At 73.2% G+C, this 18,841-nt stretch carries 14 protein-coding genes; 10 read left to right on the forward strand and 4 right to left on the reverse strand.

Translation table 11 applies throughout. The features are described from left to right. Positions 1 to 122: 122 nt before the first annotated feature. Positions 123 to 1,154 carry a phosphatase PAP2 family protein gene (locus tag ACH4S9_RS40475; protein ID WP_311725081.1) on the reverse strand — a complete coding sequence of 344 codons (1,032 nt, stop codon included), beginning with the start codon at positions 1,152 to 1,154 and terminating at the stop codon, positions 123 to 125. A gap of 290 nt (positions 1,155 to 1,444) precedes the next feature. Beyond that, positions 1,445 to 2,635: a mannosyltransferase family protein gene (locus ACH4S9_RS40480; protein ID WP_398376693.1), complete on the reverse strand. Its 1,191-nt coding sequence runs from the start codon at positions 2,633 to 2,635 to the stop codon at positions 1,445 to 1,447. Positions 2,636 to 2,994: 359 nt separating this feature from the next. Between ACH4S9_RS40480 and ACH4S9_RS40485 the strand changes: the two genes are divergently transcribed. Both ACH4S9_RS40485 and ACH4S9_RS40490 read left to right on the forward strand, forming a co-directional pair. After that, the gene (locus tag ACH4S9_RS40485) at positions 2,995 to 4,776 is read left to right on the forward strand and encodes an MFS transporter (protein ID WP_398376695.1); all 1,782 of its coding nucleotides are present in this window, start codon (positions 2,995 to 2,997) and stop codon (positions 4,774 to 4,776) included. Positions 4,777 to 4,935: 159 nt separating this feature from the next. Next, on the forward strand, positions 4,936 to 6,132 hold the full coding sequence (locus ACH4S9_RS40490) for an acyl-CoA dehydrogenase family protein (RefSeq protein WP_398376696.1): 1,197 nt from the start codon (positions 4,936 to 4,938) through the stop codon (positions 6,130 to 6,132). Positions 6,133 to 6,141: 9 nt separating this feature from the next. On the opposite strand, the gene ACH4S9_RS40495 is transcribed toward ACH4S9_RS40490, so the two are convergent. Continuing rightward, entirely contained in the window at positions 6,142 to 6,573 is a 432-nt protein-coding gene (locus tag ACH4S9_RS40495) for a cell division protein SepF (protein WP_311725086.1), read from the reverse strand. Positions 6,574 to 6,880: 307 nt separating this feature from the next. Between ACH4S9_RS40495 and ACH4S9_RS40500 the strand changes: the two genes are divergently transcribed. The 7 genes from ACH4S9_RS40500 (at position 6,881) to ACH4S9_RS40530 (ending at position 16,765) form a co-directional block, all read left to right on the forward strand. After that, on the forward strand, positions 6,881 to 8,047 hold the full coding sequence (locus ACH4S9_RS40500) for a DUF5685 family protein (protein ID WP_394816768.1): 1,167 nt from the start codon (positions 6,881 to 6,883) through the stop codon (positions 8,045 to 8,047). 627 nt (positions 8,048 to 8,674) lie between these two features. Next, positions 8,675 to 10,582 carry an FAD/NAD(P)-binding protein gene (locus ACH4S9_RS40505; protein ID WP_398376697.1) on the forward strand — a complete coding sequence of 636 codons (1,908 nt, stop codon included), beginning with the start codon at positions 8,675 to 8,677 and terminating at the stop codon, positions 10,580 to 10,582. A 47-nt stretch (positions 10,583 to 10,629) separates the two neighbouring features. Beyond that, complete coding sequence (locus tag ACH4S9_RS40510; protein ID WP_398376698.1) at positions 10,630 to 11,757, forward strand: LLM class flavin-dependent oxidoreductase; 1,128 nt, start codon at positions 10,630 to 10,632, stop codon at positions 11,755 to 11,757. After that, on the forward strand, positions 11,754 to 13,082 hold the full coding sequence (locus tag ACH4S9_RS40515) for an NtaA/DmoA family FMN-dependent monooxygenase (RefSeq protein WP_398376699.1): 1,329 nt from the start codon (positions 11,754 to 11,756) through the stop codon (positions 13,080 to 13,082). The genes ACH4S9_RS40510 and ACH4S9_RS40515 overlap by 4 nt, the downstream gene beginning before the upstream one ends. A gap of 251 nt (positions 13,083 to 13,333) precedes the next feature. Further along, positions 13,334 to 14,239, forward strand: a complete 906-nt coding sequence (locus ACH4S9_RS40520; RefSeq protein WP_311725091.1) for a S1 family peptidase — start codon at positions 13,334 to 13,336, stop codon at positions 14,237 to 14,239. Between the two features lie 195 nt (positions 14,240 to 14,434). Beyond that, the gene (locus ACH4S9_RS40525; protein WP_311725092.1) at positions 14,435 to 15,349 is read left to right on the forward strand and encodes a slipin family protein; all 915 of its coding nucleotides are present in this window, start codon (positions 14,435 to 14,437) and stop codon (positions 15,347 to 15,349) included. Positions 15,350 to 15,685: 336 nt separating this feature from the next. Further along, the gene (locus tag ACH4S9_RS40530; protein ID WP_398376701.1) at positions 15,686 to 16,765 is read left to right on the forward strand and encodes a S1 family peptidase; all 1,080 of its coding nucleotides are present in this window, start codon (positions 15,686 to 15,688) and stop codon (positions 16,763 to 16,765) included. A gap of 76 nt (positions 16,766 to 16,841) precedes the next feature. Here the strand turns inward: ACH4S9_RS40530 and ACH4S9_RS40535 are convergent, their stop codons facing one another. Next, entirely contained in the window at positions 16,842 to 17,285 is a 444-nt protein-coding gene (locus tag ACH4S9_RS40535) for a subtilase-type protease inhibitor (RefSeq protein WP_398376703.1), read from the reverse strand. A gap of 633 nt (positions 17,286 to 17,918) precedes the next feature. Between ACH4S9_RS40535 and ACH4S9_RS40540 the strand changes: the two genes are divergently transcribed. Continuing rightward, positions 17,919 to 18,824, forward strand: coding sequence for an NADP-dependent oxidoreductase (locus ACH4S9_RS40540; protein ID WP_311725095.1), 906 nt, complete (start codon positions 17,919 to 17,921; stop codon positions 18,822 to 18,824). Positions 18,825 to 18,841 lie beyond the last annotated feature (17 nt).

The following is an 18,841-nucleotide window of genomic DNA, read 5'->3' on the forward strand; positions in this document are numbered from 1 at the left end:
CCGGCCGAGGTGGCCGACACGGCGACGGCCCCGGACGCTCGGCGAGAGCGTCCGGGGCCGTCGGTGCGTGGCGGGGCCGGGGGGAGAGGTGTGCGTACCGCCCCCGCGGGCCTGCCGGCGGCTCAGCCGCCGGTGGCCGTGCGCCCGCGGCCCGCGGGCGGCCTCAGCCGGTCGGTGTGCGGCAGCAGCCGCTCGGTGTGCGGCAGCCGGTCCGCGTGCGGCGGGCGGCGGCTGCCGCCCGGGGTGACGACCCGCTCCGCGCGGAGCGGATGGGGCCGCAGCGGGTGGTGCGGCCGGGCCTCGGCCACATGCGCCGCGGCGACGCCCACCGTCTCGCGGGTCGGCAGATCGTCGTCGCGCGCCACGCGCGGCGCGGCCAGGGCCGAACCGGCCACCGGCAGGGAGACCGGCGGCAGCTTGGGCACCTGGCGCTCGCGCACCTTGCGGAGCAGGGCCCGGAGCAGCACCTCGGCGCGGGCCATCGAGGGCTCCAGCCACGGCAGGGCCAGCAGCACCAGCACCCCGGCCGCCCAGCCGAGCACCACATCGCTGACCCAGTGGGTGCCGAGGTAGACGGTGGTCATGCCGACGCCGAAGGCGAAGACCGCGGCGATGACCGAGGCGACCCTGCGGGCCCGGGGAGTGGTCGCCAGATAGGCCAGCACACCCCAGGTGACCACCGCGTTCGCGGTGTGACCCGAAGGAAATATATCGCCGTTGCCCCACATCTCACTGGAGCCGACGGTGGTCGCGTAGTGCGGACCGAGCCTGCCGAAGCCGAGCTTGACGGCGCCGACGGTGATGTTCAGCAGCAGCAGGGACGTCCCCAGCACCAGCAGCGGGCGCATGGTGCGCTGCTTGTGGCAGCACCAGCCCAGCCAGGCGGTCACCGCCACCGCGGTGGGGCCGCGCTGGCCCATGACCACGAAGTAGTCCAGGAACGTGTGGAACTGCGGCCACTGCTTGTACGGCCGGAACAGCATGACCTGCCAGTCGAACTGCACCAGCCACGAGGTGGTGAGCACCCCGATCACGGTCGCCGCGTATACCGCGAGGGTCGACCCGAGCAGCCAGCGGCGTGTCCGGGTCATGCGCGGTCGCACCAGATCGGTCGGGCGCCCCACCACCTGAGGGAGCTTGTCATCGGTACGCACTCAATCGACGTTACATTGCGTGACAGGCCACTTCGGTCGATCAGGTCGCTTTGTGATGACGATGTGATGTGGAGTCGGTCTCGTACCGGGTTTTAGGGCGCGCCATTCCGACGGAAATCCGCGGGTGGCCGCGGCTTTTCCGAGAGCCGCCTTCCCGAAGCGGCTCCCCGACTTCTTTATGGAATTCTTACAGCGTCGTTTATCGGCGATTAGCCGAGGCGTTCCGCGCAGTTTCCCCGCCCGTCGCCCAGTGGCTCCGACCGGTCGGGGCCGGCCCTCGGGGACTCCGGTTACGGCGGGCCCGTCCCGTTCAGCCAGAAGGCCCCGTACGCCGCCGAGGCCAGCCCCACCCACGCGAGGATCAGCGCGGCCCTGGACGTACGGAGGCGGGCCAGGGCGGCCGCGGCGGGCAGCAGGATCGGGAAGGCGGGGAGCAGCAGCCGCGGCTTGGAGCCGAAGTAGCCCTTCGCGGTCAGCGCGAGGGCCAGCACCACCCCGGCGTACACCAGCACCGGCAGCGGCTCGCCCCGCCGTACGCACCGCAGAAACAGCCAGATCAGCAGGGCCACGCCGACCAGCAGCCCCAGCCCGGCCGGGAAGGCCGGCCCGGCCAGCAGGCCCCACACGAAGCGCACGAAGGCCACGCCGCCGTCGAATCCGTTCCGCCAGCCGGCCTGGACGTCGAGATAGCCGGTGACGCTGCCGGTCCGCACCCCCACCCAGGCCACATAGCCCAGCCAGCCGAGCGGCGCGAGGGCCACGCCCAGCAGCATCCGCCGGTGCTCGGGGCGCCACGGGCGACGCCACCGCCCGTCGGGGGACAGGGCCACGGCCGCCGTGATCCACACCGCCGCGATCACCGCGGCCCCCACCGGCCGGGTCAGCCCGGCCAGCGCCGCGAGCGACCCGGCCCACACCCACCGCCCGGTCAGCAGCGCGTACACCCCCCAGGCGGCCAGCGCCGTGAAGAGCGACTCGGAGTACGCCATCGACTGCACGACGCCGACGGGCAGCACCGCCCACAGCACGACCAGCGCCGTGCCCGCGCGCCGCCCGTGCAGCCGGTCGCCGATCGCGAAGATCCCCCACGCGGCGAACAGCGACGCGACCCAGCTCACCGCCAGGCCCGCGTCCGGTGCGTCCAGCGGGGTCACGGCCGAGATCAGCCGCTCCAGCCAGGGCAGCAGCGGGAAGAAGGCCAGATCGGAGTGGACCGAACCGTCGGGCAGCCGGAGGGTGTAGCCGTAGCCCTCCTCGGCGATGCGCGAGTACCAGATGGAGTCCCAGCGCGCGGAGAGCAGCGTGTGCCAGCTCTTGCCCGCCACCGCGGCCCAGACCGAGAGAACCACGACACCCAGCAGCCGCGTCCCCACATACGCCAGGAGCGCCGGAGCGGCCCGGCGCAGGGCGGCGGGAACCGGGCGGCTTGCCCGTTCGTCGTGTTTTCCGGCCGGGGTGCCGGCTCGGAGCAGTTCGGTCACGGACCCGATTATCCAGGCGTGATCGGGGTGAACCGACCGGCTCCGGACGGGCGCCGGACCGGCTCCGGACGACGGGCGGACGGGCGCAGGGACGGCTTCAGAGACGGGTTCAGGACAGATGGCGCGGATGCGTCGGGGGCGGCGCGGGATGACGGGAGGGACAAATGGGGGACACCGGAACGTACGCCTGCGTTCACCCCTGCGACGTGGGTCTCAACATGGGATGGGCCACACGGCCCGCGTGACGACTCGCGTACGCTGACCATCCACTCGCCCTCGCCGCCGGGTCGCCGGACGTCCTCAGCATGCGACATCCCGCGCCCGAGGGGCCGCGAGCGCACGACAGGGAGGTGCGGTTTATGTCCGGGACGACCACTGCCGGCGATCGACGGACGGCGGGCGTTCCCCGGCAATGGCGCCGCACCGACGCGTCGGGCGGGTCCAACCGCTGGGTCGTGCTCCTCGTGCTCTGCGTCAGCCTGCTGCTCGTCGCGGTCGACGCGACCGTCCTGCACGTCGCGGTTCCCGCCGTCTCCGAGGACCTGCGGCCGGGCGCGATCGAGCTGCTGTGGATCGTCGACGCCTACCCGCTGGTCTGCGCCTCCCTGCTGATCCTCTTCGGGACGCTCGGCGACCGGGTCGGCCGCCGCCGGGTCCTGCTGCTCGGCTACGGCCTCTTCGGCGCGGCCTCGGCGCTCGCCGCCATGGCCGCCACCCCGCAGATCCTCATCGTGGCCCGCGCCCTGCTCGGCGTCGGCGGCGCGATGATCATGCCCGCGACGCTGTCGATCCTGCGCCAGGTCTTCCCGGACCGCCGCGAGCGGGCCCTGGCCATCGGCGTCTGGAGCGCGGTGGCCGCGGTGGGCGCGGCCGCGGGGCCGCTGCTCGGCGGCTTCCTGCTGGAGCACTTCTGGTGGGGCTCGGTCTTCTTCATCAACATCCCGCTGATGGTGGTCGCCCTGCCCGTTGGCCGCTGGCTGCTGCCGGAGTCCACCGGCGACCGCGACGGGCCCTGGGACGTGCTGGGTGCGGTCATGGCGGCCTGCGGGCTGTTCTGCGTGATCTTCGGCGTCAAGCGGGTGGGCAGCGGCGCGGCCCTGCTGGCGCCCCTCACCGCCGCCCCGGCCCTCTTCGGCGTGGTCCTGCTGGCGCTCTTCGTACGCCGCCAGCGCCGCCGCAAGCACCCGCTCGTCGACCTGCGGCTGTTCTCCAGGAGCGCCTTCAGCATCTCCGTCGGCTGCATCGTGCTCGCGCTGCTCGCGCTCGTCGGCCTGGAGCTCATAGCCGCCCAGTACCTTCAGCTCGTCCTCGGCCTCACCCCGCTCGAGACGGGCATGCGGCTGCTGCCGCTCACCCTCGCCGCGATGGCCGCCGGGCTCGCCGGGTCCCGGATGCTCCAGCGGCTCGGCCCCCGGATCATGGTGGCCTTCGGCTTCGCGCTCACCGCGGCCGCCGTGCTGTCGCTGGTGGTCATGGGCCAGTCCGACCGGCCCGGGGTCCTGGTCGGCGCCTTCCTCTTCCTCGGCTTCGGCCTGGAGACCACGCTCTTCGGCGCCTACGAATCGATGCTCAACGAGGCGTCGGTCAAGACCGCGGGCGGCGCGGCCGCGATCGGCGAGACCTCCTACCAGCTCGGCGCCGGTATCGGCATCGCCTTCCTCGGCAGTGTCATGAACGCCGCCTACGCGCCCGGGGTCACCTCCGCCAAGGGTGTCCCGGAGCACGCCAGGCAGGCCGCGAGCCAGTCGCTCGGCGCCGCCTACAAGGTTTCTGACCGGCTCGGCGGCTCGGAGGGCGGGGCGCTGCGCGCGGCGGCGCGGCAGTCCTTCGTCCACGGTCTGCATGTCACGCTGGTGGTCAGCGCGGGCCTGCTGCTGGTCGGGGCGCTGGCGGCGCTGCGGCTGCCCAAGTCGATGGAGTGCGCGCCCGACGAGAACGGCGACGGCACGGACGCCGGGCGCGGGTCGGACGCCGTGCGTGACGCGGACGCCGGGCATCAGGCGGACACCGCGCATGAGGCGGAGCCGGCCGCCGCCCCCGATACCGCCCCCGACGCGGCCCATGGCGCGGCGCCGAGCGTGGGCGCCCCGCGCGCGCCCCGCCCCGACCGCGCCGCGGTCGGCGCGGAGTCCTCCGGCTGACCCCGGTCCCCGGCCCGGCGGCGGGCGGACCCGCGCGGTCTGGACGGCGGGGATTACCCGGCCGTAGCGTCGGACCGGAACGATCACACCGGCCGCGAGCCGAACCGCATCGCACCCCGACGCAGCCGAACCGCACCGCACCGGAACCGGAGGCGAACCATGTCCGAGGGCCCCACCCGCAGCCTGCCGCCGTTCGACCCCGCCGACCCGCTCGGGATCGACGACCTGCTCGCCCCGGAGGACCTCGCCGTCCGCGCCACCGTGCGCCAATGGGCCGCCGACCGCGTCCTGCCGCACATCGCCGACTGGTACGAGCGTGGCGAGCTGCCCGGCATCCGGGAGCTGGCCCGCGAGCTCGGCTCCCTCGGGGCGCTCGGCATGTCGCTGACGGGATACGGCTGCGCGGGCGCGAGCGCCGTCCAGTACGGGCTGGCCTGCCTGGAGCTGGAGGCCGCCGACTCCGGGATCCGCTCCCTGGTGTCCGTGCAGGGCTCCCTGGCCATGTACGCCATCCACCGCTTCGGCTCCGACGAGCAGAAGGAGCGGTGGCTGCCCCGGATGGCCACGGGCGAGGTCATCGGCTGCTTCGGGCTGACCGAGCCCGACCACGGCTCGGACCCGGCCGCGATGCGCACCCATGCCAAGCGGGACGGCTCGGACTGGGTGCTCACCGGCCGCAAGATGTGGATCACCAACGGCTCGGTGGCCGGGGTCGCCGTGGTGTGGGCCAGGACGGACGAGGGCATCCGGGGATTCGCCGTACCGACGGACAGCCCCGGCTTCTCGGCCCCCGAGATCCGGCACAAGTGGTCGCTGCGCGCCTCGGTGACCAGCGAGCTGGTGATGGACGAGGTGCGGCTGCCCGCGGACGCCGTACTGCCGGAGGTCACCGGATTGCGCGGCCCGCTGAGCTGTCTGAGCCACGCCCGCTACGGCATTGTCTGGGGCGCGATGGGCGCGGCCCGGGCCTGTTTCGAGGCGGCGCTGGATTACTCCCGGTCCCGCGAGCAGTTCGGCCGGCCCATCGGGGGTTTCCAGCTCACCCAGGCCAAGCTCGCCGATATGGCGGTGGAACTGCACAAGGGCGTATTGCTCGCCCATCATCTGGGGCGGCGCATGGACTCCGGAACGCTCCGCCCCGAGCAGGTCAGCTTCGGCAAGCTCAACAATGTGCGCGAGGCGATCGAGATCTGCCGCACGGCCCGGACCATCCTGGGCGCCAACGGGATCTCCCTGGAGTACCCGGTGATGCGGCACGCGACCAATCTGGAATCGGTGCTCACCTACGAGGGCACCGTGGAAATGCACCAACTGGTGCTCGGCAAGGCGCTCACCGGACTCGACGCGTTCCGGTGAGCGGCCTGCCTAGCTCTGGTTGAAGAAGCCCGTGGCGTGGTTACGGTTGGCGCTGAGCACCTCGTAGTCGGGCGGCGTCAGGAGGAAGACACGATTGGCCACGCGATCGATCGAGCCGCGCAGCCCGAAGATCAGCCCGGCCGCGAAGTCGACCACGCGCTTGGCGTCGGCGGGCTCCATGGTGGTCAGATTGACGATGACCGGCACGCCCTCCCGGAACATCTCACCGATGCCGCGCGCGTCCCGGAAGCTCTCGGGGGTGACCGTGGCGATACGGGTGCCCTCGTCCCGCGCGGCCTGGTCGGCCACCCGCACCCGCGGGTCGGTCACCCAGGCGTCGCCGGGCTCGGGTCCCTCGGCGTAGTCATCGTCGTAGTAGCGCTCGTCATCGCTGTCGTCGACGAGGCCAAGCCAGGCACTCGCCTTGCGTACCGATCCCATGGACGCCTCCTTTCACTGCCGCTCTCTGTACTGCACCTGCCCCCTCTATCGTCCTCTATCGTCGTCCATGATGCGGAAGGTGTGCCACGTGGATTGCGGCCGCACAGGGGATTCGTGACGGTACTGGTGCACAACGCTTGGCGGCGAATCAGAGTTCCTCCTGCTGACAGGCCCTGACGAGGTGATGGGTAGACTCCGCCGGGCCGGACGGGTGACGCCGGGGACGTATGGGTGAACGGGGAGAAAGTTGTTTGGCATTATCCGCCCTTGCCGCCACCGGCTGTCGGAGAAACTGCGCTCCGAGTGGATGGCGCATCTGTGCGGGTTGTGCCTCGCGTTGCGGGGAGCCCGGGGTCAGTTCGCGAGGGTCGCCACCAACTACGACGGACTGGTCATCTCGGTGCTCGTGGAGGCCCAGTCGCGGGGTACGGAGGGTTGGCGGCGGACCGCCGGGCCCTGCCCGCTGCGCGGTATGCGGACCGCGTCGGTCGCCCAGGGCGAGGGCGCGCGGCTGGCGGCCACCGTCTCTCTGGTGCTGGCCTCGGCGAAGATACGCGACCATGTGGCCGACGGGGACGGGGCGTTGGCGCGCCGGCCGGTCGCCGCGGCCGCCCGCCGGGTCGCCGCCGGGTGGGACCGGGCGGGTGCGCTCAGCGGTGCGGAACTCGGCTTCGACACGGCCGTGCTGCTCGACGCGGTCGACCGGCAGGAGGGGATAGAGCGGGCCGCGGGCCCGGGCACCTCGCTGCCGGCCGTCACCGAGCCGACCGAGACCGCGACCGCCGCGGCCTTCGGACACACCGCCGTGCTGGCCGGACGCCCCGGCAATCGGGCGCCGCTGGAGGAGGCGGGGCGGCTCTTCGGGCGGCTCGCGCATCTGCTGGACGCGGTGGAGGACCTGGCCGAGGACGCCGAGTCCGGGGCCTGGAACCCGATCACGGCCACCGGGGCGGACCTGGCCGAGGTGCGCAGGCTGTGCGACGACGCGGTGCACGGGGTGCGGCTGGCGCTGCGCGACGTGGAGTTCGAGAACGGCAAGCTCGCGCACGTCCTGCTGGCGCATGAGCTGGGGCGCGCGGTGGACCGGGCGTTCGGCACGACCAGCTGCTCGCACGGGCCGTCCACCGCGCACGACTCGCACGCCCCGCACGCCGCGCAGGGCGCACCGCCGCCGCAGTCGCCGTGGATCAACAACCCTTACGGGCCGGGCCCGGGCGGCCCCGGCACCCCGCCCGAGCCGCCGAACCGCAGGCGGCGCGGGCTGATGGCCGGATGCGCGGTGTGGGCCGGGCTCTTCTGCACCTGCCAGGTGTGCTGCAAGGACCCGTACCACGACCCGTGGACCGGCGAGCCGCGCGAGGGCTGGTGCCACAAGTGCGATGACTGTAGCGACTGCTGTGACTGTTGCGATTGCTGTGGAAACTGCTGTAGCTGCGACTGCTGTGATGGCTGCGACTGCGGCTGCGATTGCTAGGTCGTGTCCGCAAAGTCGCGTCGGATCAGCCCGCGGCGTCTGGTGCGTGCGATCGCAAGGCGGAGGGTCGCCCTCGTACTGGGCGTACTTGGGCGAGCCCGACAACGCAGCGAGCGCGCGTGCCAGGCGTCGCGGGCCCGGCGGGACTTTGCGGACACGACCTGGGCGGGGACTGCTGGGCGGGGTTGCCGGACGGGAAGCTGGAAGCGCGAGGGGAGGGGGAGAGCGCTGAGGCGTGGGTGAAGGCGCGTACGGCGTGAACTCAAGGGTTTTCGGGGAGGCCGCGGCGGACCGGGACGGTCGGAAGGCGGCAGGTCAGGGCCTCGGAACGCCGGGAACGGCGGAGGCGGCGGTCAGCCCGTACAGGAACCCGAACAGGACGCGGACCACACCCGACCGAAGTCGATGTGTCCGCGCGTGATCAGTCGCTGACGTGGCTGCATGGCCCAAGTGGAACAGCCATCCGGTTCCGCGTCAACTGGCCGTGAGACGCGCCGTTCACAGTGCGGACAACCTTGACAACGGGTCGTGGGGACGGCTTAGCCTCGGCGACAGGCCGTGCTGAGGGGCGCGGCCGGGTGTGAAGGCCAGTGGCGTGTTCACTCACGAACCGACGGAGCCTTCCGCATGTCCGTGCGTCCGGACTCGCCTTCCTCCCGACCCCCCGCCCTAGTGATCGTCGGCATGGGCCCCCGCGGCACCGGCCTCGTGGAGCGCCTCGCCGCCAACGCCCCCGAGCTGTACGGCGCCACGGCCCCGCTCGATCTGCACCTGGTCGATCCGCACCCGCCCGGCGGCGGCCGGATCTGGCGCCCGGACCAGTCCCCGCTGCTCTGGATGAACTCCATCGCCGAGGACGTCACCCTGTTCACGGACGACACCGTCGAGTGCGAGGGGCCGCTCCGCCCCGGCCCCTCCCTCGCCGAGTGGGCGGAGCACGTCCGCTCCGGGGCGCTCCCCGACGGCCCCGCCCCCGAGCTGTCCTCCGAACTCGCCGCCGAGGCCGCCGCGCTGACCGGCGGCGGCTTCGCCAGCAGAAGGCTCCAGGGCGCCTATCTGGCCTGGGCATACGAGCGGTCGGTGGCCGCCCTGCCGCCCGCCGTCACGGTCCACCGGCACCAGTGCCGCGCCGTACGGATCACCGGACCGCGCGACGGTGTGCAGCAGGTGTGGCTGGAGGGGCGGGCCACCCCGCTCGCCGCCGACGCCGTGGTGCTCGCCCTCGGCCACCTCGACGCCGAACGCGAACCGGAACAGCGGGCGCTCACCGCCTTCGCCGCCGAACACGGACTCGTGCACCTGCCCCCGGAGTTCACCGCCGACAGCGATCTGAGCCGGCTGCGCCCCGGCGAGCCGGTCATCGTGCGCGGCTTCGGGCTCGCCTTCATCGACCTGATGGTGCTGCTCACCGAGGGGCGCGGCGGGCGCTACGACGAGCGGGGCGACGGTGCCGGGGAGCTGACGTACCGGCCCTCCGGCCGCGAGCCCGTGCTCCACGTCGGCTCGCGGCGCGGCGTCCCGTACCGCTCCAAGATCGGTTACCGGTGGTGGGGCGAACGCTCGCCGCTGCCCCGCTTCTTCGGGCCGGCCCAGGTCGAGGAGTTGCTGCGGCGCCCCGGCCGCCCCGACTACCGCCGCGACATCTTGCCGCTGATCGCCAAGGAGCTGGGCTTCGCCCACTACCACCGGCTGTTCACCGCCCATCCGGAGCGCACGGCCATGTCCTGGCCCGACTTCGAGGAGACATACGCCGCCTGCCCGCCCGGCGGCCCCGAACTGCTCGCCCTGGCCGCTGCCGCCGTCCCCGACCCGGCGGACCGGCTCGACCTCGACGCCCTCGACCGGCCCCTGGCCGGGCGGCGGTTCGACGGCCACGAGGCCCTCCAGCGGGATCTGCGCGCGCACATCGAGGCCGACCTCGCCCGCCGCCACGACCCCGCGCACAGCCCCGACCTCGCGGTGTTCCACGCCCTGCTGTCCGTATACGGCCAGCTGATCAGGCTCGGCGACATCGGCGGCCAGTGGCACGGCTTCTTCAGCTATCTCGCCTCCGGCCCGCCGGGCCCCCGGCTGCGCCAACTGCTCGCGCTCTCCCGCGCCGGCGTGGTGCGCTTCCTCGGCCCGGAGACGCGGGTCGCCCCCGACCCGCTGCGCAAGGTCTTCCGGGCGAGCGGCGCCGGGGTGCCGGGCCCTGGGGTGGAAGCCCGCGCGCTGGTCGAGGCCCGGCTGCCCGAGCCGACCGTGAACCGCAGCCGCGACCCGCTGCTGCGTTCGCTGCACCGGGACGGCGCGGCCGCAACCCCGGCCGGGCTGCTCGCCGTCAGCCCCGACGACGCCCGGATCCTGGACCGGGCCGGCCGCCCCCACCCGCGCCGCTTCGCGCTCGGCCCGCACACCGACGCCCGCGCCTCCGGGGGCTTCGCCCGGCCCCGTACGAACGCGCCCGCCTTCCGCCAGAACGACGCGACGGCGCGCGCCCTGCTGTCACTGCTCCGCCCCCTCTCGCCACACCACGCCGCCCAGCTCACCGCCTGAGCGCGCGCCCACCGCATCCTCGACGCCCCCCAGGAAGGCCCCTGACCATGGCCGCATCCCAGCCATCCCCCGAACCGCGCCCCGCGCCCCGGCCCCGGCTGCTCCACCTGGCCGCCGCCATCGACGGCACCGGGCAGTACCGGGCGCCGTACTTCGTCGAGCTCGCGCGCCTCGCCGAGCGCGGCAGGCTCGACTTCGTCACCCTGGACGACTCGCTGGGTCCGCCGGGGGAGGGGCGGGGCAGGCTCGACGCGCTCGCGGTGCTCTCCCGCGTGGCGCCCGACACCGGGCGGATCGGCCTGGTGCCGACCGTCACCACCACCCACACCGAGCCGTTCCACCTCTCCTGCGCCGTGGCCACCCTGGACTGGGTCAGCCGCGGCCGGGCGGGCTGGCGGGCCGAGGTGTCGACGACCGGGGCGGAGGCCCGGCTGATCGGCCGCCGGGCCGCGGCCCCCGCCGAGGAGCTGTGGGAGGAGGCCGGGGAGGTCGCGGACGTAGCCGCCCGGCTGTGGGACAGCTGGGAGGACGACGCCGAGATCCGCGACGTGGCCACGGGCCGCTTCATCGACCGCGACAAGCTGCACTACATCGACTTCGAGTCCGCCCGGTTCAGCGTGCGCGGCCCGTCCATCGTGCCCAGGCCGCCGCAGGGCCACCCGGTCGTCGCGGTCGACGCCACCGACCCCGTGGCCCGGCCGACCGCGGCCCGCCACGCCGATGTGGCGTATGTCAAGGCCACCGGCCCGGAGGCGGCCCGCGTGATCCGCGAGGAGCTGCGGCGGCGCGCCGCGGGGTACGGCCGCGACGAGGACGCGCTCACCGTGCTCGCCGCCGTCGCGGTCGACCTGTCCGACGGCGAGCCGGCCGCCGAACTGCCCCCGCCCAGCGGCCCGCTCGCGGCGCGGGCGGACGGGCTTCCGCTGTACCGCGGGGGCCCGGTCGACCTCGCGGAGCTGATCGCGCGCTGGCACGGCGCGGGGGCCGCGGACGGCTTCCACATCACCCCCGCCGTACCGCGCCGCGACCTGGAGCGGTTCGTCAACGGCACGGTGGCCCTGCTTCAGCACCGCGGACTCTTCCGCACCTTCTACCCGGGCACCACACTCCGCGACCACCTGGGCCTGACCCGCCCGGCCAACCGGTACGCACAGCCGAGGGAGGCAGCCCGATGACGCTGAGCGACGGGACGGCGCACACGATGCACCTGGCCGCGCACTTCCCCGGCGTCAACAACACCACCGTCTGGGCTGATCCTCGGTCCAGGAGCCAGATCGAGTTCTCCTCCTTCGAGCACCTGGCGCGCACCGCCGAGCGCGGTCTGTTCGACTTCTTCTTCCTCGCCGAGGGGCTGCGGCTGCGCGAGCACAACGGGCGCATCCACGACCTCGACGTGGTCGGCCGCCCGGAGTCGATCACGGTGCTGAACGCGCTGGCCGCCGTGACCGAGCGGCTGGGCCTGGCCGCCACCGTCAACGCGACCTTCAACGAGCCGTACGAACTCGCCCGCCGGCTGGCCTCGCTCGACCACCTCAGCGGCGGCCGCGCCGCCTGGAACGTGGTGACCTCATCCGACGCCTTCACCGGCGAGAACTTCCGGCGCGGCGGCTATCTGGACCGGGCCGACCGCTACACCCGGGCCGCCGAGTTCGTCGCCACGGCGCGCGAGCTGTGGGACTCCTGGCCGGACGGCGGCGCCCCCGGCACCGTCGTCCACACCGGGCCGCAGTTCCGGATCTCGGGCCGGTTCGCGGTGCCGCGCGGCCCCCAGGGCCACCCCGTGGTCATCCAGGCCGGGGACTCCGACGAGGGCCGCGAGTTCGCCGCGTCCGCCGCCGACATCATCTTCACCCGGCACGGCACGTCGGCGGCCGGCCGCGCCTTCTACGCCGACGTCAAGCGGCGGCTGGCCCGCTACGGCCGCGCTCACCAGGACCTGAAGATCATGCCCGGGGTGACCTTCGTGCTCGGCGACACCGCGGCCGAGGCCCGGGAGAAGGCCGCCGAGATCCGCCGGCAGCAGGTCTCCCCGCAGACCGCGATCCTCGCCCTGGAGCAGATCTGGGGCGTCGATCTGTCCGGATACGACCCGGACGGGCCGCTCCCGGACATCGACCCGGACCCCGACTCCGGGATCGTCCAGGGCCGGGTGCGCCACGGCGATCCGCTCGCCCTGGCCGCCAAGTGGCGGGCGCTCTCGGAGGAGAAGGGGCTGTCCATCCGGCAGACCGTCATCGAGGTCACCGGACGGCAGTCCTTCATCGGCACCCCGGAGGCGGTCGCCGAGGAGATGGCCGCTTTCGTACGGGCCGGGGCCGCCGACGGCTTCATCCTCGTGCCGCATCTGACCCCCGGCGGGCTCGACGAGTTCGTCGACCGCGTCGTCCCGCTGCTCCAGGAGCGCGGTGCGTTCCGGACCCGGTACGAGGGCACCACGCTGCGCGAACATCTGGGGCTCGCGCGTCCCGGGGCGAAGTCGTGGGCCCGGAGTGGAACCTGATCCCCCGATCACTCGTCGTACCAGGTACCCGAGGGGATGGGTGCACAGCCCCGGTGGCCGGAAGCCGCCGGGGCCATGCGACTTGTGCCGGTGACTTTTTCAATTGTCCTCTTGCGCGCTGCGGTTGACTCCACGAATACTTCCGGAAGCGCTTGTCAGGGGCACGTCGGAAACCCGGGTCGACGTGCTCGATGACTGCGCCTCACGGGCCTGCCCACCCAAGCGGACCCCCGATTCCTGCGGAGGAAGAGTTGAGGATCAAGCGCAACGCCCCCCACAACAAGCACGCGAGACGCCTCGGGCTGCTCGCCGCCACCTCGGCCCTGGTGGCCGGCACGGCGCTCGCCGCGCCCGCCGCCTATGCCGGTAACGACGCGACCCCCAAGTTCACCGCGGCCGAGGCGAAGGCGGCCGGCAGCGCCGTCCTCGAGGCCGATGTCGCGGGCACCGCCTGGTATGTCGACAAGGCGACCAACACTCTTGTCGTCACCGCCGACAGCACCGTCTCGCAGGCCGAGATATCCAAGATCAAGAGCACCGCCGGCGCGAACGCCGACGCCATCGAGGTCAAGCGCACCCCGGGCAAGATCAACAAGCTGATCTCCGGCGGAGACGCGATCTACGCGAGTAGCTGGCGCTGCTCCCTCGGCTTCAACGTGCGCAACAGCAGCGGAGCCAACTACTTCGTCACCGCCGGTCACTGCACCGACGGTGCGGGCACCTGGTGGTCGAACTCCGGTCACACCACGACCATCGGCCCGACGGCCGGCTCCAGCTTCCCGACCAACGACTACGGGCTGGTCCGGTACAGCGGCTCGGTGACCCCCGAGGGCACCGTCGGCGGCCAGGACATCACCAGCGCCGCCAACCCCACCGTGGGCCAGACGGTCACCCGGCGCGGCTCCACCACCGGCACCCACAGCGGGCGGGTCACCGCGCTGAACGCCACCGTGAACTACGGCAACGGTGACATCGTCTACGGCATGATCCAGACCACCGTGTGCGCCGAGCCCGGCGACAGCGGCGGCCCGCTGTACGCCGGCTCCACCGCCCTCGGCCTCACCTCCGGCGGCAGCGGCAACTGCACCTCCGGCGGCACGACCTTCTTCCAGCCGGTCGTCGAGGCGCTGAACGCCTACGGAGTGAGCGTCTACTGATCCACGGCCGGTACCGAACCCCACGCTCGGTACCGACCCGCGGCCGGTCCTCCGGCTGAGCCCCGTGACCCCCGCCCGGCCCGCCGGGCGGGGGTTCCTGCGTGCCCCCTCCCCGGTGCGTCGATATGGGGACTATCGTGGACAACAGCGCTCCGGACGGGGCATTGCTCGCGATACGGCAGGCAGGTGGCCGTGATGGTCGAGGAGCTTGTGGCAGCAGGCGCGGTCGTGGTCTCGTGTGGGGCCGTCTACGCGATGGCGGCGGCGCGCGTGGTCAAGCAGTACGAGCGGGGCGTGGTCTTCCGGCTCGGCCGGCTGCGGTCGGCGATCCGTCCCCCCGGGTTCACGATGATCGCTCCGGGCTTCGATCGGCTCCGCAAGGTGAACATGCAGATCGTGACCATGCCCGTGCCCGCCCAGGAGGGCATCACCCGGGACAATGTGACCGTGCGGGTCGACGCGGTTGTCTACTTCAAGGTCGTGGACCCGGCGGAGGCGATCATCCAGGTCGAGGACTACCGCTTCGCGGTCTCCCAGATGGCCCAGACCTCGCTGCGCTCGATCATCGGCAAGAGCGACCTGGACGATCTGCTGTCCAACCGCGAGAAGCTCAACCAGGGCCTGGAGCTCATGATCGACAGCCCGGCCGTGGGGTGGGGCGTGCATATCGACCGGGTGGAGATCAAGGACGTCTCGCTGCCGGAGACCATGAAGCGCTCGATGGCCCGCCAGGCCGAGGCCGACCGGGAGCGGCGGGCCCGCGTCATCAACGCGGACGCGGAGCTTCAGGCGTCGAAGAAGCTGGCGCAGGCGGCCGAGCAGATGTCCGCCACGCCGTCCGCGCTACAGCTTCGGCTGCTCCAGACCGTGATGGCGGTGGCCGCCGAGAAGAACTCCACGCTGGTGCTGCCCATCCCCGTGGAGCTGCTGCGGTTCCTCGAACGGCGCCCGGAGCCGCCCCACCCCGACGGCCCCCCGCCACCCCCGGAACACCAGGCCGCGAGCCTGCCCGCCGGCGAGGCGTCCACCGGTGCGCCGGCGTCCTCCACTGGCGCACCCGAGCCGGTCGAGGCGCCCGAGCCCCGTCTCCAGTGGCCGTCCGGTAGCTGACGCCCCGAGGCCGCGACCGGCCGAAGCCGGCCCCTGCGATGGCGCCGGGGGCGAAGCCCCTGGTCCGGTAAGGGGCGGGTGAGGGAGAGACCGCGGGCCGCGGAGAGACCGCGAACGGCTGTGCGCACGCACAGCCGTTCCCCGCGCCAGGGGCGCATTTCCATGATCTTCCGCGCGACGCGTACGCGACCTTGTACGCGCCCCGCGCACCCCGGAATACTCATCGGCGCGATTTGGCATGGACGCGCCCCCATGCGGGCAGGCGCGCCTGTGCCATGAGTCCTCCGGGCCCGTCGTACCTCACCGCCGGGCCCAACCCCCCACAGGAGGCCTGAGTTGAAGCACCGACGCATATCCCGGCGCCGCGTGGCCGTCACCGTCACCGCCGCCGTCGCCCTCACCACCGGGGCCCTCTCCCTACAGACCGCCAACGCCGCCCCCACCCCGCCGCCGCCCCCCTCCTCGCTCTCCGCCGCCGAGGCCGGGAAGACGGCGGCCGCCCTGACCTCCGCCCTCGAGGGCGGCGCGGCCGGGGCGTACTACGACGCCGAAGCGAAGAAGCTGGTGGTCAACGTCCTGGACCAGGCGGCCGCGGGCCGGGTCCGCGCGGCCGGGGCCGAGGCCAGAGTGGTCAAGTACTCGCTGGCGCAGCTCGGCGAGGCGCGCGCGGTACTGAAGAACAAGGCGGCCATCCCCGGCACCGCGTGGTCGGTCGACCCACGGACCGACAAGGTCGTCGTCACGGCGGACAGCACGGTCCGCGGAGCCCGTCTCGACCGGCTGAACGAGGTGGCCGACGGGCTCGGCGACAAGGTCGAGGTGAGGCGTTCGGCCGGGACGTACCGGACGTTCATCGCGGGCGGCGACGCCATCTGGGGCCAGGGCGGGCGCTGCTCGCTGGGCTTCAACGTCGTCAAGGACGGCGAGCCGTACTTCCTGACCGCCGGTCACTGCACCGAGGCGATCAGCAGCTGGTCGGAAACGCAGGGCGGCGCGGAGATCGGCGCCAACGCGGGCAGCAGCTTCCCCGGCAACGACTACGGCCTGGTCAAGTACACCGGTGAGACCGCGCACCCGAGCGAGGTGGACCTCTACGACGGCGGCACGCAGGCCATCACCAAGGCCGGCGAGGCGACGGTCGGCCAGCAGGTGCGGCGCAGCGGCAGCACGACCCAGGTGCACGACGGTGAGGTCACCGCCCTCGACGCGACGGTCAACTACCAGGAGGGCACGGTCGAGGGGCTGATCCAGACCACCGTGTGCGCGGAGCCCGGCGACAGCGGCGGCTCGCTGTTCGCGGACGACACCGCGCTGGGGCTGACCTCGGGCGGCAGCGGCGACTGCTCCTCGGGCGGCGAGACCTTCTTCCAGCCGGTTCCGGAGGCGCTCCAGACGTACGGAGCCGAGATCGGCTGACGGGCCGACGGGCTGACGGGGCGGGGCCCCGGACACCGCGATGGTGTCCGGGGCCCCGCCGGAGCACTGAACGCGCTCAGAACTCGAACACCTGGCTCCGGACGGCGTTCTTGAAGCAGGGGTTCGGGAAGGTGTGCTCGTACCAGACCCGGCTGCCCTCCCAGACCCCCTCCGCGGTGACGGTGACCGGGCGCCACTCCCGCGTGCAGATCCGGCCGGACTCTGTCCTGGCCGTCAGGGCCCGGAACGAACCCTCGACCGCGCGCAGTTCGGCGCAGGCCCGACGGGCCGTCGGATGGGTGCCGGTCGGGGCGGGGGCACAGCTCAGCGTCACCGCGCGGCGCACCGGGGCCGAGCCCGAGTCCTCCCCCTCCGCGTAGCTGAGCACCAGCGCCGAGGGCGGGTACTGACTCCTCGGCTGTGCGGGCGCGGCGCTCGCGACGCCGCCGGCTCCCGTTCCCACCACGCTGCTGAAGGTCAGGGCGGCGCCCAGAGCGATCGCCCCTGCGGTTTTCCGCATTTCGAACACTCCCTTGCTCGTGGTTGCGGATACCGGACGGAGTCTTGTGCGATGCATGTCAGGGACGCACGCCGATCGATCAGTTCCGGTCGCAACACGTAATCATTCGGTGGCTCATTGTTGCGCGGGGGAAGCGCGTTCCCCGGGAGCGCGCGAAGGTGGCCTGGCCGGGACCGCGTGGCGGGGGTCCGGCCCCGGCCGGATCGGCTCGACCGGAATCCACCGGGGCGGCGTCGGCCGGGTCGACCGCCCGGGCCCGGGCGGTGGGGTCGTCCGGCTCGCGCCTGCGCAACACGCCGAGCAGGGCACGGTCTGCGCCGGGGCCACCGCCCGCGACTGGACCAGCGGCCCCGGCACGGCCTCCGAGGCCGTCCACTCCCGGTGCGCGGCGGCCAGATCGCTGGACGGCTCGGCCACCGCGCGCGGTGCGGAATCGCCTCGGCGAGCGCGGCGGGCAGGCGCGGCGGAATCTGGTCGGGGGGCGCCTTGCGCACCTCCACTGCGGCGGTGAGGCCCATGGCCGCCGGCGTCATCAGCACGCTCCGTGTCCTGCCTGGTCTTTCGGCCAGGTCCGAGCATGGAGTTGTTGATCCGAATCCTGATCCGAATCCGCGAATTCCTGGAGTGAGAGATATGAAGGCGATCGTCTACGAGGAGTACGGCGGCCCCGAGGTGCTGCGGCTCAAGGAGATGGCGGAGCCGCACCCGGGCCCCGGGCAGGTCCGGCTGAAGGTCATGGCCGCGGCCGTGAACCCCCTCGACTACAAGATCCGCCGTGGCTGGATGCCCCAGATGGGCCCCGCCGAGTTCCCGGCGATCCCCGGCCAGGAGGCGTCCGGGGTCGTCGACGAGGTCGGTGCCGGGGTCACCGGACTGTCCGTGGGCGACGAGGTGCTGGGCTGGACCGACACCGGGTCCTACGCCACATACGCCCTGGCCACCGTCGTCGCCCCCAAACCGGCCGACCTCGACTGGGAGTCCGCCGCCGCGCTGCCCGTGGCCGCCGAGACCTCGGCGCGCGTCCTCGACCTCCTCCAGTTGACGGACGGCGAGACCCTGCTGCTGCACGGGGCCGCCGGCGTGGTCGGGGCAGTCGGCGTCCAGCTCGCCGTGGCCCGGGGCGCCACCGTCATCGGCACCGCCTCGCCCGCCAACCACGACTATCTGCGCTCGCTCGGCGCCATCCCCGTCGCCTACGGCGAGGGTCTCGCGGACCGGGTCCGCGCCGCCGCCCCGGGCGGCATCGACGCCGTCTACGACGCGGCGGGTCAAGGCGCCCTGCCCGTGTCGATCGAGCTGCGCGGCGGCACGACCGACCGCATCGTCACCATCGCCGACATCCAGGCCGCGGATCTCGGTGTCACCTTCTCCGGAGGCGGCGACCGCTCCGCCGAGGCCCTCGCCGACCACGCCCGACTCGCCGCCGCCGGCCGGTTGCGGTTGCTCATCGCCCAGAGCTTCCCGCTCGCCGACGCCGCGAAGGCCCACGAGCAGAGCGAGACCGGTCACACCCGGGGCAAGCTCATCCTGCGCCCGTAGGGCGGCGGATTTTTCCC

This window comes from Streptomyces sp. NPDC021225 (assembly GCF_044332865.1).
Lineage (GTDB): Bacteria > Actinomycetota > Actinomycetes > Streptomycetales > Streptomycetaceae > Streptomyces.